The organism is Marinobacter sp. 1_MG-2023, assembly GCF_030549045.1.
Classification (GTDB): Bacteria; Pseudomonadota; Gammaproteobacteria; order Pseudomonadales; family Oleiphilaceae; genus Marinobacter.
Genome location: NZ_JAUOST010000004.1, coordinates 170,336 through 187,546 on the forward strand (window position 1 = coordinate 170,336; position 17,211 = coordinate 187,546).

Annotated in this window: 13 protein-coding genes; 4 read left to right on the forward strand and 9 right to left on the reverse strand. The window is 53.8% G+C overall.

The genetic code is table 11. From position 1 onward, the window contains the following. Positions 1 to 94 precede the first annotated feature (94 nt). From holB to Q4606_RS12190, 3 genes are read right to left on the reverse strand one after another with little or no spacing between them, the layout of a single operon-like run. Positions 95 to 1,129 (reverse strand): DNA polymerase III subunit delta', encoded by a 1,035-nt coding sequence (gene holB / locus Q4606_RS12180; RefSeq protein ID WP_303607676.1) that lies wholly within the window; start codon positions 1,127 to 1,129, stop codon positions 95 to 97. Next, a complete protein-coding gene (locus Q4606_RS12185; protein ID WP_303607677.1) occupies positions 1,126 to 3,225 on the reverse strand; it encodes a DUF3488 and DUF4129 domain-containing transglutaminase family protein in 2,100 nt (699 codons plus the stop codon). Before Q4606_RS12185 ends, holB begins: the two co-directional genes overlap by 4 nt. Further along, on the reverse strand, positions 3,222 to 4,259 hold the full coding sequence (locus Q4606_RS12190; protein ID WP_303607678.1) for a DUF58 domain-containing protein: 1,038 nt from the start codon (positions 4,257 to 4,259) through the stop codon (positions 3,222 to 3,224). Before Q4606_RS12190 ends, Q4606_RS12185 begins: the two co-directional genes overlap by 4 nt. Before the next feature lie 349 nt (positions 4,260 to 4,608). On the opposite strand from Q4606_RS12190, the gene Q4606_RS12195 reads away from it, so the two are divergent. Further along, a complete protein-coding gene (locus Q4606_RS12195; RefSeq protein WP_368502315.1) occupies positions 4,609 to 5,175 on the forward strand; it encodes a hypothetical protein in 567 nt (188 codons plus the stop codon). A gap of 54 nt (positions 5,176 to 5,229) precedes the next feature. On the opposite strand, the gene Q4606_RS12200 is transcribed toward Q4606_RS12195, so the two are convergent. Both Q4606_RS12200 and Q4606_RS12205 read right to left on the reverse strand, forming a co-directional pair. Continuing rightward, positions 5,230 to 6,108: a DUF6160 family protein gene (locus tag Q4606_RS12200; RefSeq protein WP_303596062.1), complete on the reverse strand. Its 879-nt coding sequence runs from the start codon at positions 6,106 to 6,108 to the stop codon at positions 5,230 to 5,232. A 172-nt stretch (positions 6,109 to 6,280) separates the two neighbouring features. Continuing rightward, entirely contained in the window at positions 6,281 to 6,877 is a 597-nt protein-coding gene (locus Q4606_RS12205) for a hypothetical protein (protein ID WP_303607680.1), read from the reverse strand. 187 nt (positions 6,878 to 7,064) lie between these two features. On the opposite strand from Q4606_RS12205, the gene pabB reads away from it, so the two are divergent. After that, positions 7,065 to 8,450, forward strand: a complete 1,386-nt coding sequence (pabB, locus tag Q4606_RS12210; RefSeq protein WP_368497466.1) for an aminodeoxychorismate synthase component I — start codon at positions 7,065 to 7,067, stop codon at positions 8,448 to 8,450. 29 nt (positions 8,451 to 8,479) lie between these two features. Here the strand turns inward: pabB and thrH are convergent, their stop codons facing one another. Further along, the gene (thrH, locus tag Q4606_RS12215) at positions 8,480 to 9,094 is read right to left on the reverse strand and encodes a bifunctional phosphoserine phosphatase/homoserine phosphotransferase ThrH (RefSeq protein WP_303596064.1); all 615 of its coding nucleotides are present in this window, start codon (positions 9,092 to 9,094) and stop codon (positions 8,480 to 8,482) included. A 242-nt stretch (positions 9,095 to 9,336) separates the two neighbouring features. Here thrH and Q4606_RS12220 point away from each other — a divergent pair, with 242 nt between their 5' ends. After that, entirely contained in the window at positions 9,337 to 10,059 is a 723-nt protein-coding gene (locus tag Q4606_RS12220; protein ID WP_303596065.1) for a phosphoadenylyl-sulfate reductase, read from the forward strand. Between the two features lie 23 nt (positions 10,060 to 10,082). On the opposite strand, the gene cysB is transcribed toward Q4606_RS12220, so the two are convergent. Then, positions 10,083 to 11,060, reverse strand: coding sequence for an HTH-type transcriptional regulator CysB (gene cysB, locus Q4606_RS12225; protein WP_303596066.1), 978 nt, complete (start codon positions 11,058 to 11,060; stop codon positions 10,083 to 10,085). A gap of 254 nt (positions 11,061 to 11,314) precedes the next feature. Here cysB and Q4606_RS12230 point away from each other — a divergent pair, with 254 nt between their 5' ends. Continuing rightward, positions 11,315 to 14,017 carry a LuxR C-terminal-related transcriptional regulator gene (locus Q4606_RS12230; RefSeq protein ID WP_303607681.1) on the forward strand — a complete coding sequence of 901 codons (2,703 nt, stop codon included), beginning with the start codon at positions 11,315 to 11,317 and terminating at the stop codon, positions 14,015 to 14,017. A gap of 240 nt (positions 14,018 to 14,257) precedes the next feature. Here Q4606_RS12230 and dinG read toward each other — a convergent pair whose 3' ends face one another. After that, complete coding sequence (dinG, locus tag Q4606_RS12235; protein WP_303607682.1) at positions 14,258 to 16,474, reverse strand: ATP-dependent DNA helicase DinG; 2,217 nt, start codon at positions 16,472 to 16,474, stop codon at positions 14,258 to 14,260. Then, positions 16,474 to 17,211 (reverse strand): general secretion pathway protein GspB, encoded by a 738-nt coding sequence (locus Q4606_RS12240; RefSeq protein ID WP_303607683.1) that lies wholly within the window; start codon positions 17,209 to 17,211, stop codon positions 16,474 to 16,476. Before Q4606_RS12240 ends, dinG begins: the two co-directional genes overlap by 1 nt.

Genomic DNA, 17,211 nt, shown 5'->3' on the forward strand with positions numbered 1-17,211 from the left:
TAGTGTGAATAGAAATAGTCAGTTCTAAATAATCGGATACTTAAAAATCCCTGATAATCCGGAATCATAGCAGTTGTTCGAAGCAAAAGCGCACTCAGGAGGCACGTCGCCTGGACGGCATCAAGCCACGCCAGGCGATTAACAACCGGCTGGCTTCAAGTTCCGGGTTGACGTTGTATACGCCGGCAGCCCGGGCTTCCCGAACCAGGTCCAGCAATTCATGTGCGCGCCACGCTGGATTAATGCCAGCTAAAAAGCCGATCATTTCCTCTGCTTCGTGATCGTTTGCTTTACCTCCGGCGCACAGCCGCGCCAGGTCAGCAGCCCAGCCTTCAAACAACCAGAGCATATCTTCAAGCCCCAACGCCTTGAAAGCCTTGGCAGCTTCAGACACAGTGATCTGGCCCTTCATGAACTGCCGAAACTTATCGAACGCCTCATCCCGTAAACCGGGGAACTCGCCGGTGGCGTATTGAAACGCTAACCGAGGAGCATTACCCGCCAGCATCAACGACTTTGCCATTAACTCTGCAGTGGGCTGTTTGCCCTCCTCAAGCTCTGCCACCTTGCTGGCAAGCCATTGACCGGCCTGATCGCCGGAAGGTAGAGGTATCGACAATACCTGGCACCTTGATCGAATGGTCGGAAGCACGGGCCGCCCACTTTCCTGCAGAAGCAGCAGAACGAAATCCGCAACCGGCTCTTCAAGTGTTTTTAGCAGAGCGTTTGCGGAGTTGATATTGAGCTGGTCGGCCCGGTCAATAATGGCGACCTTACGAGCCGAAACCTGAGGTGAGGAAACCGCAAACGCCGAAAGCGATCTTATCTGATCAATTTTTATCATTCGGGATTTCTCGGGCGAGTACACCCGCACATCCGGGTGGGTCGAAGCGGCAAGCAATTGACACTGACGACACTCCCCACAGGCCACCGATTTGCCACTGACCGTGTTTACTGCGGGGCTAGCACACAGCAGAAGACCAACAACTGCATCAGCCCAGGCCCTCTTGCCCACACCACACTCGCCCGTCAGTAATAGCGCATGGGGAAGCCTGTCCTCGGCAAAACGCTTCTGGACGTCCTGCCAGGCATTCTGAAGCCAAGGCATTTCTAGGGCTATATCAGTCACAGTGTTTTCCTGAGTGAAGCTTGAGCCGGAGCATTCCGGGTGGTCTTTTTATCTGTTCTGCGAAGCTGGCGCTTCATGGTAGCTAGCAGTCTCCGTAATCGCTGCAGATCATCTGTCGCGCCCCTGGCAGACTGGTCACTATAGTAATGGCTGTTGATCATTCGGGCAAAAAGCCTCGCAGAATCGGCTAATGCGGGTTCCGCAACCGCCAGACGAGAAGCCAGTGCTGCAGGAGTTTCGCCATTCCTGACAGGTACCCCCACCCGCCCGCACAACTGGTGCCAGGCCTCCAACACACGCTGGTATCCATCCCGTTGACCACCACGGCGCAGCTGCAGAGCAGATATGAGACCCGCAACCAGAAGGCCGGCACCCACAATACCCGCTGTAAGATACCCCAGTTCGCGCATCCCGAACCCGCCGGGCAGTCGAGACATCAGATCCATCTGACTCTGGCCCTGGTAACCAACCACCCACCGCTGCCATTGATAGTTAATCCGATCAAGCTGCAGGCTGGCCCACTGGATAACCGCAACATCGCCGTAACGTTGGGCAGAGGTCCAATCGTTCTCCAGGAACGAGCCCTCCTCAGCCACTGCTTCCCGCAAACCGGACTCAATCCGGTCAGGCGCTATGGCCGCCGTTGGATCAATACGCACCCAACCCTGACCTTCAACCCAGGCCTCAACCCAAGCGTGGGCATCATATTGGCGAACGATAAGGTATTCGTTACCTACACCACTCTCACCACCCTGGTAACCGACGACGACCCGCGCGGGAATGCCCGCCGAACGTAAAACAAAGGCTGTCGCGCCGGCATAGTGAGCGCAGAATCCCCGTTTCTCATCGAAAAGCAGACTGTCGATGCCATCTTCCGGCATTTGAGGTGGGCGTAGAGTGTAATAATAAGGCTGCTCTCTGAAACGAGTCAGCAAAGTGCGAATCACGCCAATATCATTGCTTGACTGCCTCAGCTCATCAGCCAGGGCCCGCGCCCGAGGGTTACCCGTCGAAGGAAGCTGAAGGAATCTACGGGCCTCGCCCGGTGTCAGGGACGCCTCGGAAGTTCTTTCGGCGTTTTCACGGGCCAACCTGTAGCGAACCGGGCTGTCTGCCGGCCTGCGGAAGCGGAAAAGATCATCGGATTCTTTTATTACGTTATCCGAAACGGCTACCGACCCTTCAAGAGCAAAAGCCCAGCGCTGATCCGTGGGTTCCATCAATACATCGTATTCCAGGGGAGCAAGCTGGCCAACGCCGCCATCAACGCTCACCCGCCCGGGCCGGCGACGAGGCTCGTACCTGCTTTGGCGCCAGGTTCCATCGTCAAGATTGTCCAGAATCAGCCCGCGCCAGTACCTGTCCCGATACTCAGGCATTGAGCCACCAAAAGTTACCCGAAAGGCCCGTTCACTGCTTTGCGCAAGATTGGATATGTCCCCTGGACGCATGGTGTCACTGATCCCGGTGCGTGCCTGTCCAGACACCAAGGGCACGCTCCACAACGGGGCCATCCGGGGGAAAAACACGAACAGCAGTACAACCACCGGCAGTACCTTCAACAGCATAACGCCCAGCCTGCTCCAACCCGCCTTCAAACCTCCGGGGAGTTCCGGTGCATTGAGCACCTGGAGACCAACCAGTAACAGTGCAATCGAACCTATATTAATCAGCGCCCAGTGAATTTCCTGATGAAACAGAAAGTTCACTGCAGCCAGGTACACCAGAATATAGAAGAGCACATAAAAGTCGCGTGGCGTTCGGGTTTCCAGCCACTTCAAGCCAACCGCCAGCACAAAGAATGAGGCAGCAGTATCAACGGTAAAACTTCCCTGCACGCGAACCAGATAAACCGCCACCAATAAAAGCATGATACTCGTGCGCAACCAGCGCCCCGGTAGACGCACACGCCCCTGCTGCGCAAGCCAGCGCCAACCTGCCAAGGCAATACACGCCACGATCAGCCACGGGGGCAAACGATCAAGCTGAGGCAGCAGGAGCAAGGAAAAACTCAGGATCAACCAAAACAAGGCCCGCGAAGGCAAACCATCACCTTGTTGTTCTGCCTCATCGGTCCGACGGTTCCAAAAACTCATGACCGAACTCCTGAGGTTGCGGCTGAACGCCCTGCCGGATCGCTGGCACTGCGCGTTCCATGCGGCTCTGCAAACGCATCCCTTGGTTTCTCTTCGCCCCAGATCGCCAGGGCCCGCAGGCAACGAGTAACATGGGCCGGGCCGGTGTCCGGTTCTATCACCTGGCCCGGCAAGTTAAGACCGAATCTGGCACCGTTTTTACCGCGTTCAAGAACAAGCCAGGAGAGATAGCTGAGGCGCAATTCATGGTCTGCGCCCGGAAATGCATTGAAATCCAGCCAATGGGGGCTCCCCTTATCCGCTTCCCAATCTGCAACCACCATCTGCCCACTGCGCACAAACCTCTTCCACATTACGCGCTGGCTCATGTCGCCCTCACGCCAGGGTCTTATTTCTGCGTGGTCATTGCCTTCCGGCGAGCGGGAACTGGCAGCTTCATCGGCATCGTCTACCGCACTGATCACCTCGGGGGCCGCAAGCGGGCGTGGAAAAACCACAGCAGCGGAATGTGGTCGCATCCACGACCAGGCTTTCAATAAACCAAAAGGAAAGCGGGTTTCAATCCTTATCTGATCTGGCCGCAGATACCCTCGGAACGCAGAAGGCACTGGAAAAGCTACATCGACCGATTGGTGAGACGGCACATGGCCCACACGCACAGATACATCATCGCCGGAAAGAGAAATTGCCACAGCATCGTCTTTTCCAGCGGCTGCTCGCAAACGAAAAAGGATTTCATCACCAGCAAACCCCTCGCCTGCCTGAACAAGCGTCAATTCAAGTCCGGAAAGATTTCGGTGGGTCTGGTGCATGGCACCCACAAACACCGCGCCCAGCAGAAAAGTTACCAGGTAGATCAAGCTGTTCTGATAGTTAATGCCGGTAATCAGCATGATCAGCAACAACATACCGAACACCACACCAGCTGCCGTTGGCAAAATGAAAAGGTTTCTTTGGGTAAGTAGCTGGACATCAGAACGTGGAATTCGGCGATTAACCCAACGCTGCCAGCGGCTATGAATAAATTTGCGCATTGTGCCCCTGAGGCCGGTTTATTTCTGAAAAGTTCAAATCAGCAAACGCGAACGGGTATCTTACCCGTCTTAGTGCTGAATTTTATAACAGTACGACGAATCAAGGATCCTGATCACAAACCGGCCTGCCTGAGCTTGAAATACTGTCTGACAACCCGAATACTCGGAATGAGAAGCGTACTGATTGCTGTAACCTCAGACACGCCTCCTACCTGAGCTTATTGCAGCAAGAGGCCGGATTATGAAACCTAAGAATCTTCCAAACGGCGCACCTGTCTACGCGCCAGTTTTCTCAACAGCCACACGGATTGCTGCAGCTATAACAACCACACTTGCTGCCGCAGCTGCAATGCCGGCTTTTGCAGGCGTTCAGGCAATGACGTCCGATGAGATGGTTGAAACCTATGTAAAAGATTCTGCGGTCATCGTAGTACCGAGAGAAAACCGAAAATCGGAAGCCGATCGCCAACGTATCATTCGCGCCCTTACGATCTCACCGGGTGAGCCCGTCGTCACAGAAGCAGAAGAAGAAGCCTATCGCGAAGCGCTCCAGCGACTTTCTGAAGAAGGGAAGTCAGATGCCCTTGCCAATGCAGAAGAAGAGTTTCTTCGTCGCGCCCTGCTTCTGCCCCAGGAGGAACTGGCAAGAGCCCAGCCACCGGCAGAGTTCACGCCAACCATTCCGCCGCTGATCTTCGGGCAACAGATGGAGATTCCGGATGAACCTTTCACCCAGACCTTTCTTAACGATCAGCTGGGCATCGGGTTTGACGGCCAGAACCTGAACTTCTCCATTGGCACTCCGCCGGGAATCGACCAGATAAACATTCCACAAGGAATTAACGAAGGACCCATCCGGCTGACACCCAGGCCTGGCGGCGGGTTCGATCTTTCGATTCAGGTACCTGATCAATAACAAAAAACGCCCCGCGATGCGGGGCGCTTCAACACGACTGATGTTCAGGTCAGATTAGTGACCGTAAACAGCCAGCTTGGTGTCGGTTACAGCCAGGTTGTCGATGGCCAGTGAACCAATGGAAGTGCCACCGATTTCAACAGCTCCAACTGTTACGTCCATGTAGACATTGTTTACGTCAACACGCAGAACATCAGTTGCAGTGGATGCACCCAAGCCTGAACCTTTATAGATGTCCAGGTTAACGTTAGCAAATCCTGCCAACACCTGAGCTTCCTGAGATGTTGGCGCCAGTCCAAACTCACCGTCCGCGTCAGCAGCCATCACAGAACCGTCACCGTCATAGTCGAAGTTACCGCCGGCGCCGGTGATCGCCAAGTCGCGAATACCAACCCCCAGGAACTCCACATCGAAGTCCATATCAGTAACGTCAAATGCCGCCACAAGGTTCAGATGATCCGTTGCCGTATCAACCTGAATATCCAGCTGTGCGAGGTTACCGTAACCACTCAGGTTGGAAATCAGAGTTGTGCTATCTGAACCGGTCCCGCCTGCCAGCAATTCCATGGAACCGATTTCCAGACCCCAGTCAATCGGAGCGCCGTCAAGTGTACCGACATGAATCTTGGCATCGCCATCATCGAGAACGTCAATGTCAATTTTCAGCTGGTCCAGCAAATCGCCGTAGCCGGCGGTCGCGCCGTCAGCCGTTACACCAGCACCACCGAGCACAATGTCGTTAACCGCGAAGGAGCCTTCATCCGTATATTTGAACTGACCGATGCTGACTTTGGTTTCCAGCTCGATGGTGACACCGGCCTGACCGGTAACGTCGCCCATCGCGGTATCGTTCAAAGCTTGCAGTTCCGCGTTGGCTGCAAAGGGTGCAGCAGTAATAGCTGCTACCAGAGCAATTTTTTTCAGGCCTTTCATTGTTATCTCCTTATAAACTCATTTTGTTGTTATCTGAGTTTTTAGTTTTGGGTGTGGAGTTCAGCACCCCACGAATCCATTTAAGATTGTTTAACAGTCCTAGTCCGTGACTGCTTTCACAATTCTTAACCCATCACTTACAGCCTGTAACAAAGCGCGACTGAGTCTCAAATCAATTGGCATTGCCTGTCGTATCAGCCCTACTGTCGTAAAAAATCTGGAAAGGTTTTTCACTGGTAACCGGTTCCCCATAGGCCACTTTGCCATTCTCGATCTGGTAGGGAATAACCTTGTTTCCTGCAATACCCAGGCGGTGTTCGTACTCGATCACCAGGGCTTCATCTTCGCTGTCTTCACGCAGTTTTCCGGTGTAAAGAATCGCAGTCGCGTGTATTTTTCCCCGGCGAGCCACAGACTTTAAGGCTGCGCGGTACATCAAAATGCGTAATTGAGCGGGCGCCTCCTCCGCCTGACCATCAAGGTCGATGCGTTTGATCGTCGTGCCATCTTCTAGGAGCATCCATGCAGAGGGCATATTGGGGACCGGGTCCGTCAATGTGTCTGAATACTCTTCAATTGCCTGTTGGGTCAGGTGCAGTATTTGCTGTTGGCCGAGAACGGCATATTTAGACAACTCCTGCTTTATCGCCAACTCCTGCTCTTCAGAAAGTTGACCGCCAGATGTTTCTTCTGCACTCAAGGCGGATGTAAAGGCAAAGGCAGTCACCAAAATGGCACTCAGCAGGGATTTTCCAAGGTAGGGCATCATTATTATTCCTGTTTTAGTCGCGTTAATTTTCCACGCTAAGACTGGCCAACTCCGCTAGAATGGCGTTTTCTTATTCCGGGCTGGCACCTGTCGTTTTTGAGCGTACTCATTAGACCAGTGGCCCTCTGGAGCCGACAATGCCCGTTTTGTGGCCTGAGTATCATTCTTCTAATTAACCGGGGTTAATTTGGCACTTCCTGTTTCCTCTCTTCTTACCCGCGAAATGTATGAGCAACTGCTTGCCCATGCCGCCAGCCAGGCAGACTTTGCCTACCTTGGAAGTGTTGGGGGTGGCGATGGACGAGGTTCGTTCAGTGGGTTTACAGCTGGTGCCATTGCCACGAAGTTTATAAAGCCCAGCGAAAGAGACTCCCTAAACACAGGCATGCTAGCGTCAGAAATGGAGGGCCTGATTCAGAGGTACCAAGTTCCGATGCACGGCGAGCAACCCACTCTCACGGGTGGGTGGATAGGCATGCTGAGCTATGAGTTTGGGTACATCAGAGAGAAACGCCTATCGGCACTCTGCCCTGTACCCGCGACTCCCCTGCTCTTTGCCGGCTTTTATCTCTGGAGCGCCAGCCACAACCGGGAAACCGATACTTACCAACTCTGGGTACACCCAGAATGCCCGGAAACGACGTGCAACCTACTAGCGCTCTGGCTATCTTCCGCACCAACTCCCAACACAACTGCATGGAAAATGACATTACCCTTCAAGGCCCGCCAGCACGCCCAAGAGTTCAAAGCAGGTGTTGAAGCGGTGCAGCACTACATCAACGCTGGTGACTGTTATCAAGCCAACCTTTCCCAGGAATTTAAAGGCAGCTACACAGGTAGCTCCTGGCTGGCCTTCAAAGCACTCGCCGAGGCGAATCCGACGCCCTACAGCGCATTTCTTAGAACTGGCTCGGGTTCGGTCCTATCCATTTCCCCCGAACGTTTCCTGGAGATTCGTGGCCGAACCATAAAGACCAGCCCGATCAAAGGTACCCGTCCGAGGGGAAATACCCCCTCAGCCGATTCGGCCTATGCCGCTGAACTGGAAGCTTCGGAGAAAGACCGTGCTGAGAACCTGATGATTGTAGATTTGCTGCGCAATGATCTCAGCGTCCACGCAACGCCAGGGTCGGTGACCGTAGACAAGCTGTTTGCACTCGAGTCTTACCGGAATGTTCACCATCTGGTCAGCCACATTCGCGCGGAGCTGGCACCCGGCGCCTCACCCATGCAAGCTCTGTTCGATGCTTTTCCCGGAGGTTCTATTACAGGCGCTCCAAAAATCCGTGCTATGGAAATCATCCGGGAGCTGGAGCCCCATTGGCGCGGTCCCTACTGCGGGTCCGTATTCTATCGCGGCCTGGACGGAACGCTGGACAGCAACATCGCAATTCGGACCATGCTGTGCGAAGACAACAGCGAAGAGGATGCATCAGAAGAGAAAGGAACTATCCGCTGTTGCGGCGGTGGAGGAATAGTTGCGGACTCAAGCCCGGAAAGCGAGTATCAGGAAACACTCACCAAAGTGAAACCACTGATGGATTTTCTAGAAAGCCTGAACCAGGACGACTAGCAACCGCCCTGATTCAACGAGCTTATATATCAGTTGCTATGAACAGCACTCGCCTTCAGAAATTCTTTCTTCAGGTCTTCAAACTCGTGTACAGCCGGATACTGAGGAAATTCTTCAATCACATTCTGAGGTGCATGGAATAGAATGCCCGCTTCTGCCTGCCCCAACATCGTAGTGTCGTTGTACGAATCACCCGCCGCAATTACGCGGTAATTTAACAACTGGAACGCGCGTACCGACTGCCGTTTGGGGTCTCTCTGGCGCAGCAGATAGTTAGTAATCTGGCCACTCTCTGCAACTTCCAGTTTATGGCAAAGCAGCGCAGGGTAACCCAGCTTTTTCATCAGCGGCATAGCGAATTCATAGAAAGTATCGGAGAGAATCACAACCTGAAAACGCTCGCGAAGCCAGTCCAAAAACTCCCGGGCGCCCGGCAAGGGGTCCAGTGTGCCAATCACTTCTTGAATTGCAGGCAAGCCATAGCCATGTTCATCCAGAATTCGGAGGCGCTGTTTCATCAACACATCGTAATCAGGAATATCGCGGGTAGTCGCCTTGAGTTCTTCGATACCGGTTTTTTCCGCGAACGCGATCCAGATTTCCGGGATCAATACGCCTTCAAGGTCAAGACATGCCAGTTCCACAGTGATCTCCTGATTCATCTTCCAGGTGAGAATTCCGAATGGGAGCAAGGCCTGCTCCGCTTTCGTTGACGCGGTATCATAAAAAAAACGGGCAAAGAATGCATCGTACATCGCAATAAAATCGCAAGGTATTCAGCATATATGTGTAAAGCGGGGCATAACCATATAGATTGTCATTCCTTCATGGAATTAGGCATTTAATGCTAACCTTCACCGAAACTCGCATCAGGTAATAACGATTTATGAACAATATCCGTGAGCTACAGGACCAACTTGGCAGCGAGAGCCCAAGAGCTATTCTGAAGGCTGCCTTCAAACGCTTCGACAATATCGCGATTTCTTTCAGTGGTGCCGAGGACGTGGTACTCATCGAACTGGCCCACAAGCTGACGGATAATCTCAGGGTATTTACTCTGGACACCGGCCGCCTACATCCGGAAACCTATGAATTCATCGAGCGCGTTCGCAAGCACTACGGGATTAGCATCGAAGTTCTGTTTCCAGACACAAATGAAGTTCAGGATTTGGTGAATCAAAAAGGCTTGTTCAGTTTCTTCGAGGATGGTCACAGTGAATGTTGTGGCATTCGCAAGGTCAACCCCCTCAAACGCAAGCTCGCAGGCGTTGATGCCTGGATTACCGGCCAGCGCAAGGATCAAAGCCCGGGTACCCGTAACGACGTACCGGTCATTCAAGAGGATTCAACCTTCTCGGGCCCCGATAAAACACTCATCAAGTTCAACCCGCTGGCCAACTGGACCTCGAAAGAAGTGTGGGATTACATCCGGATGTCAGAAGCCCCCTACAACGAGCTCCACGAAAAAGGATTTATCAGCATCGGATGCCAGCCTTGCACCCGCCCGGTCTTACCCGGACAGCATGAGCGCGAAGGCCGCTGGTGGTGGGAAGAAGCAACGCAAAAAGAATGTGGTCTGCATGCTGGTAATCTGATAACCCGCCAGTAAAGACTGGCGGGTCCTGCCCCTGCTTAGTAAGTGGGTAATTCCACGTCTTTGAACAAGGCTTCTATCTCGCTGCGGCTGCTCTGGTGAGCAACGGCTTCATCAATAGCTTCTTTTGTCAGATGCGGCGCGAACCGCTGGATGAAATCGTACATGTAGCCACGCATGAAGGTGCCCTTGCGGAAACCAATCCGCGTAATGCTCGGGCGGAATAGCTTTTTGGCATCGAGCGCAACCAGATCCGGATCGGTTTTGGGGTCAAACGCCATGCTCGCAATGATGCCTACACCAAGGCCCAGACGCACATAGGTTTTGATAACGTCGGCATCGGCTGCAGTAAACACAACTTTCGGCGTCAGACCTTTAGACTGGAACGCTTCATCAAGTTTTGAACGTCCCGTAAAGCCAAATACGTAAGTCACCAACGGATATTCTGCGAGCTTCTCCAGCGTCAACTCGGGCAACTGCGCCAAAGGGTGATCCTTGGGAACAATCACCGTTCGATTCCAGCGGTAACAAGGCATCATGATGAGATCGTTGAAGAGCTCCATAGCTTCAGTCGCTATGGCGAAATCAACGGCGCCGCTTGCCGCCATTTCGGAAATCTGCATCGGCGTGCCCTGGTGCATGTGCAGTGACACATCCGGATAGGATTCAATAAACCCGCTGATGATGGGCGGCAACGCATACCGAGCCTGAGTGTGCGTTGTGGCGATGCTCAGGTCACCCTTGCGTTGGTTGCTGAATTCCTGAGCGATCTTTTTAATGCCTTCCGCACGACGAAGAATCTCACCGGCTTCGCGCACAATGATTTCCCCACCCGGGGTGATACGAGTCAGGTGCTTACCGCTACGGGCAAATATTTCCAGGCCGAGCTCATCTTCAAGAAGGCGGATCTGTTTTGAAATACCCGGTTGAGAAGTAAAAAGACTCTGGGCTGTTGCCGACACGTTGAGATCATGGTGCGCAACTTCCCAGATATAGCGCAACTGTTGTAGTTTCATTGACTCTGTCGCTCCCTGAGCTTCCGGCCTGTGGCGGGCTGCATATAAATGTAGATATTCTGACAATGCTCTAGAATACGCATAACGTTTTTATTTTTCATTCTATTTCAGTATAGGACAGCACTCTGCCTCAGTTTAGACCAAAATTGCACTCGCGCAGCTTATGACGTTCATGTTTGTTTCGCCAGCTCTTGACTTGACAGAGACAAAGCACACAATCCGATATCAACATTTATCCGGTATCCGGGAAAGCAATGCTGTTAACCACCAAATTCCTGAGGCCTGCTTCTGACCCCCGCGCTGTAAAGCGCGAACGCCTCAGCTCACTGCTGGCACCGAGCGCCCCCAAGCGCCTGAACCTTGTGATCGCACCAGCCGGGTTTGGTAAAACAACACTGGTGAGCCAGTGGTGTTCCCGTTCTACAGGGCCGATCGCCTGGCTGTCCCTGGATGAGCAGGACAACGAGCCACACCGGTTCTGGCACTACGTCGCCGCTGCCTTCGAGCATGCGGGCCTCACTGGACTTGAAACCTGTCATAAAAATCTTTCCGACAACGCAGACGACAATCTAAACGGTGCAATCACCGCGTTGATCAATGCACTTGCATCCGACGGTGGGCCCTGGATTCTTGTTCTGGATGATTTTCATTTCATTGCCAGCAACAAGATTCAGCAACAAATCGGCTACTTTGTGGACTACCTTCCTCCAGGCGTCACAGTTACTCTGGCATCCCGAACTGAACCTCCCCTTCCCCTGGGCCGCTGGCGTGTCAGCCGGTGGATACAAGAGATCCACCCCGCTTTGCTGGCCTTTTCCCAAGACGAATCCCGTGATTTTTTCCACCAGACAATGGGGCTCGACATTTCAGAACAGGATGTAGAAGCAATTTTCAGCCGCACAGAAGGCTGGGTCGCCGCCATGCAGCTCTCTGCGTTATCAGGTAGTAACAGCACCCTGCTAAATGGCGAGCATGCGAGCGCGGACAGAAACAAGCCTTCACTCAGTATTGATGAGCGGCACATCAGCGACTACGTGCTCAGTGAAGTACTTGATAAGCAGCCTGATGAAATCGTTGCCTTTTTGCTGGATACCGCTAATTGCCCAAGGCTTTGCGCATCTCTGTGCAACGCCATCCGCAACACTGATGACGGTCAGGAAAAGCTGGAGACTTTGCTTTCACAGAACCTGTTTCTGGTCCCGCTGGACAATCACAACGAATGGTTCCGTTACCACGACCTGTTCCGTGATGCGTTGCAACAGCGTATCCGCTACACAGACTTCGCCCGCTCCCAGTTGCTCTGGCAACGAACGATAGAATGGCTTCTGGAACATGGGCAAGTTCAGGAAGCCATTGCACAAATTGTGCGAAGGAAGGATTGGTCCTGGCTTGCGGAAGTTCTTGCGGCCCACGGCAACAACCTGATTCACGGAGGCTACCATTTGCCTGTGCTGGCCTGGCTCGATGCACTCCCAGCAGATCAGGTAGCCGAAAACGCACAGCTACAGATGCTGCGTATCTGGAGTCGCTTCTTTGCCAACCGGCTTGAGCAGTTGGAGCCGCTACTTTGCAGCCTTGAAGACTTACTAGACCGTCTTGTCGCAGACTCAGCTCCAGACGCCGAAGGCGCGCTAGGCCTGCAAAGTGAGATATCCCTTATACGCTCCTACCTCGCCCGGTCGCGAAGTGATGAAAAAAGCGCCAGTGATCTTACGCGTCAGGTTCTTGCCGATATTGATCACACAAGAATCCCCTTGAAATCGGTTACTTATTACGGGCTAGGACTCGATGACTATGGCAAAGGCGATCTCAAGGGCGCTGAAGAGTCCCTGAAATCCGCTGTCCATTACGGGCAGATTGAGCGCAAGCCCAGCACAGTTCTCTCCAGCGGCGGTTTGCTCGCCTGGATACAATACAACCGTGGAGATATGGACCTCGCGTTGGATACCTGCACTGAAATCCAGAGATGGGTAGGCCTCCACTATGCGGACCCGTCCCAGCCCAGACTGATTTCATGTTGGCTCAATGCCACTCTCACCGAGATCTACCGGGAGCGAAATCAACCACAGGATGCAGTTTTTCACCTTGCGCCTTTACTGGATCATGTAGCTCAGGGCACAGAGCCGGGACAACATGTCATCATTCAACATGTCCGCGGGCACCTGGCCTTCAGTGAAGGCCGCTATCAAGACGCAATCGAGTTTCTTGAAGACGCGGAACAACTGGGCCGGAAGCGCAGAGAGCAGATTGTCTTTGAGCCTCCGGCCAGCGCAGCCCTTTTGGCCAGGTGCTTCCTGGCAGCGGGCCAGACAATTCAGGCTCGCCGAAGTTTGGATTCACTGAATAGCAACCCCGCAACCAACCCACTGCATCGGGAACAGAACAGTATCAGCCTTGCCCGGCTTATGGTTGCGGAAGGTAAGCCAGAAAAGGCGCTGAAGGTGCTTGAGACAGTGATTCCGGAAGCCGAACGTAATGACCATGTGCGGCACCTGGTAGAAGCGCTTCTCGTTTATGGTGAAGCTCTTGCTCTAGCCAATCAGGACCAACGCAGTCAAGAACAGTTCGAACGGGCCGTCGCCCTGGCAGCTGAGGCTGGTTTCGTTCGTCTGTTCGCTGAAGAAAGCCCGCATTTGAGGAACCTGCTCCTTGATTTACCTGGCCTGAAGGCCCGCGGAAACTGGCAGCGAAGCGTAAAGTCGCTGCTTAAAACCCACAAAGAGGTAAATAGGACAGACAGCGACCAAGCGAGCCTTGCCGACCCTCTGAGCCAACGTGAGCTGGAAGTACTCGAACTGATTAACGCAGGCCATTCGAATAAAGATATTGCTGAACGTATGAGCGTTGCACCGGCAACGGTAAAGGCTCACATACGTAACATTTATGGCAAACTCGATGTTGGGCGCAGAACGGAAGCGCTTGCCCGGGCGCGGGAACTGGGCATTTTTACCCAATAGCCTGCTGAAGCTTTCGTGACACACATCACATTCAGCCAGAACTTTCACATCGCACTACGCCCTTTGGACGATTCGGCTAAGCCCCCTACTGCTCTATTATTGTTTCCAAGGGCAGGCAACTCCTCCCTCTGAATTCTGAAACTTCAGGCCTTCAGACTTCTTGTAAACCATTGCTTCTACACATGGGTTCTTCCAGGACCCCTTCGAATCAAGCCAGCCCTCGGGCTGGCTCTTTTTTTTCTAACGCTCGATAATCCGGCGAAACGGTGGCAAAGAATCCAACAATAGTTGTCCATAGCGCCTGGCGACAATGCGACGATCAAGGATCGTAACCCGGCCGGTGTCCTCCTCTGTACGCAGCAACCGGCCAACCGCCTGTACGAGCTTGATGGAGGCGTCCGGCACTGTGATTTCCATAAACGGATTGCCTCCACGTTGACTAATCCACTCAGCCAGACCAGCTTCGATAGGATCATCTGGCACCGAGAAAGGTAGCCGCGTAATCACTACGTGGTGCAAATACTTACCGGGCAAATCGATACCTTCGGCGAAGCTGGCCACCCCGAACAACACACTCGGCCTACCCTCATCAATCCGGTTCCTGTGCTGACGCAGAACCTCACCCCGGGACATGTCATCCTGAGTAACGATCAGCTCCGGGTGGTCAGGCGCCAGCGCATCCCGCACCTGATGCATCTGACGGCGAGAGGTAAACAATACAAGCGTGGCCGTCTCACCAGCCCAGACCTCCGGAAGGCGCTTTATCAGCTCATCCGAAAACCCGTCATCAGTGGGCATACAAGCCATGGCTGGCACTTCAACGGTCGCCATCTCTCCGTACCGGAAGGAGCTGGGCACAACCAGCAAGCGGCTCGCTTCCGGTAATCCGGCTCTCGCCTGTAGCCGGTCAAAACGACCAAGTGCTGTCAGGGTCGCACTGGTAAGCACGGCGCCGTAGGCGCGTGACCAAAGCCTTGAGTAAAGCAGGTTATCTGCCAGTACCGGCGAGCTGAACAGCGTAATATCTTCAGCATGATCCCAGCGCTGTCGAACACTCCAGCGAGCCGGAGGTGGGCTTCGGTTTATCCGGCCTCTGGCCTTTTGTTCGCCGGTGCCCGACTCGTCAGCAGCACCCTGCTCACCTTCATCCGGCGCTTTGCTGCCACCAACCTGCTCTGTCCACGCCGTCCAGAGGCGCAACTGGTCTTCAGACCGGCTGTGAAAAGCACCGATAACCGGATACCAGGCTTCAGCGGTATCGCGATCAATCTCGTGCTGTTTACGCTCATCAAAAGCCCCTTGCAGTTCATCCGCCAGGACGCCCAGATGCCTTACCAGATTGGCTGTGGCAATCCGGGTTTCCGCTGCCAGGTCTGCCAGCACTTCTGGTAACTCTCCTTCCGGGTAACGCCACTGCGCTGAACGGCGCTCTTCGTTAAACTCCCAGCCGGTGTTCTGTTCGGCTTCCTCATAGACCCGTGCCAGAACAAGATCCACATCGCGAGAAGCGGTACTGATACGATCAATACTCTTGGCTGCCTGGGTAGCAGGCGCAAGATAAGGCTGCATTTTGGCCAATGCCTGGGATAACTGCTTGAGCCATTGGCGCGTGGAATTTAGAGGCACAGACGCCGCAAAATGGTTCAGTGCTTTGTCCGGCAAGTGATGGCCTTCATCAAAAATGAACAGTGCGTTCTCGGGCTCCGGCAATATGGCACCACCGCCCAAGGCCAGGTCGGCAAGCACAAGATCGTGATTGGCCACCACAATATCCACTTCATCCAGATCTTTACGGGCATCAAAAAAAGCACAGCTGTCGAAGTAGCTGCAGTGGCGGTTCGTGCACTGTCGGTGATCGGTTGTGACCTGGCGCCAGACATCGTCGGGTATCTGCTCAGGCCAGTGATCCCGATCACCATCCCACTTTCGGGAACCATAGCTTGCCAGCATTTCTTCAAAGAATGCCCGGGTACCCGGCTCTTCGGTTCCGGGGTTATCCAGAAGGAATAATGGCATGGTGTCGCTGTCGCCATTACCTTCATCGTGCAGCCGCGATTCCAGGCGCGACATGCATAGATATCGCCCGCGACCTTTGGCAAGCGTCCAGGTGAAGTTCATCTTGCTGTGTTTTTTCAGATCCGGCAGGTCTTTCAGAACAATCTGATCCTGCAATGCCACAGTAGCGGTCGAGATCACCAGGGTTTTGCCCAGAGCTCTCGCAACAGGAATCGCGGCAATCAGGTAGGCCAGCGTCTTACCTGTGCCCGTGCCGGCTTCAACAACACATGCTGCAGGCGGAGAGGTACGCTGGCCATCATTTTCGGTGATATCACCCATATAGCGGGCGATTTCAGCGATCATCAGGCGCTGACCATAGCGGGCGCGAATACCCTTGCCCGCCAATACATCCCGGTAACCCTGCTGAATCTCGCTCTTGATGTCGTCGCTCAAAGCCATCAGCGCGGGCTCACCCAGTCACGAACTATGCCTACACGGAAGCTTCTGCCCTGTTTGCTCAGCACGACACCATCCTCAGTTACTTTCTCTACGGTAATGCCGGAAAAAGACTCTCCCTGTCGAAGGTAGTTTCCGTTGATCATCACCCGACTGGCATAGGGATCGGAAGAATAGATATGGCTGTTAAACATCAGGTCAGGAATACTCTTCTGGAATGAAAGCGGTAACTCTACAAGGTGCGGCACTCTTTCACGAATACCTGTGCGTGAATCCTCTCCGCTTGATGCCGGCACCTGCCGCTCCGAACGAATTGAAGGAGTAATAATCGTTGGCCGCTCCCGGGCGGGTTCTGCTATCTGCTCCATCTCGGGCTCAGGTTCTGGCCGGGATACAATGTCCGTCTGCGCCTCCGGAATATCTTCCGGGATTGGGCGAACAGGCGCACCGCCAGAGATTTTCGGCTCTGTAGATTCCGGTTTCAACGGTTGCTCCAGTGCGGGTTCAGCCTTAGCTATTGGCGCCTCCGGCTCGACTGGCAAATGGTTTGTGCGTTCCGGCCAGAAAACAACTGCCAGCACGGCAGCATTTACGAGTAACGCCAGCGCCACCCAGACCACCGGAGAGATCCGCCGCTTTTTGGGGCGGTGAATCAGCTGTACCTGTTGCCCTAGATCCGGCACCTTGCCCTGACGGCGTTCCGTTTCTGATTTTCTGAGGGCATCAAGAATATAGGACAT

What these genes read in the sequence shown, in the direction of transcription:
- Q4606_RS12185 (WP_303607677.1), bottom strand. Translation starts at nt 3,225, where the DNA reads ATGAGTTTTTGGAACCGTCGGACCGATGAGGCAGAACAACAAGGTGAT.
- Q4606_RS12190 (WP_303607678.1), bottom strand. Translation starts at nt 4,259, where the DNA reads ATGCGCAAATTTATTCATAGCCGCTGGCAGCGTTGGGTTAATCGCCGA.
- Q4606_RS12195 (WP_368502315.1), top strand. Translation starts at nt 4,609, where the DNA reads ATGCCGGCTTTTGCAGGCGTTCAGGCAATGACGTCCGATGAGATGGTT.
- Q4606_RS12200 (WP_303596062.1), bottom strand. Translation starts at nt 6,108, where the DNA reads ATGAAAGGCCTGAAAAAAATTGCTCTGGTAGCAGCTATTACTGCTGCA.
- Q4606_RS12205 (WP_303607680.1), bottom strand. Translation starts at nt 6,877, where the DNA reads ATGATGCCCTACCTTGGAAAATCCCTGCTGAGTGCCATTTTGGTGACT.
- Q4606_RS12220 (WP_303596065.1), top strand. Translation starts at nt 9,337, where the DNA reads ATGAACAATATCCGTGAGCTACAGGACCAACTTGGCAGCGAGAGCCCA.
- cysB (WP_303596066.1), bottom strand. Translation starts at nt 11,060, where the DNA reads ATGAAACTACAACAGTTGCGCTATATCTGGGAAGTTGCGCACCATGAT.
- Q4606_RS12230 (WP_303607681.1), top strand. Translation starts at nt 11,315, where the DNA reads ATGCTGTTAACCACCAAATTCCTGAGGCCTGCTTCTGACCCCCGCGCT.
- dinG (WP_303607682.1), bottom strand. Translation starts at nt 16,474, where the DNA reads ATGGCTTTGAGCGACGACATCAAGAGCGAGATTCAGCAGGGTTACCGG.
- Q4606_RS12240 (WP_303607683.1), bottom strand. Translation starts at nt 17,211, where the DNA reads ATGTCCTATATTCTTGATGCCCTCAGAAAATCAGAAACGGAACGCCGT.